The organism is Brevibacterium sp. SIMBA_078 (genome assembly GCF_046534565.1).
Lineage (GTDB): Bacteria > Actinomycetota > Actinomycetes > Actinomycetales > Brevibacteriaceae > Brevibacterium.
The window spans coordinates 1-242 of the sequence record NZ_JAWRYQ010000509.1 but is presented as its reverse complement, the minus strand read 5'-3'; the positions used below and the strand labels follow the sequence as shown (position 1 = coordinate 242).

Genomic DNA, 242 nt, shown 5'->3' with positions numbered 1-242 from the left:
CGACACTTAAGGAACCGATAAAACCTCGAATACTCTCAAAAGACTGAACATTGGAGACGAAAGAACCTGATGCCTGAGGTCGATCCTTCATTTTCATTCCCAGAATACGCCGCATTATATTACTGGAAATTTTTACATCAGCTCTGTTTGCAGCTAAGTCAATAAACCATACCCGCATAATTTTTAAAACTAATTCAATACTCAGTACTAAAAAAATGCCAGTAGCTAAGGCAAATAACGAC

General features: G+C 37.6%; 1 protein-coding gene. It reads right to left on the bottom strand.

Features of this window, described 5'->3' with window-relative positions; all coding sequences use genetic code 11:
- Nucleotides 1-242, bottom strand: a 242-nt coding sequence (locus SB749_RS20610; protein WP_410711954.1) for a hypothetical protein, incomplete at both ends; no start/stop codon positions are given.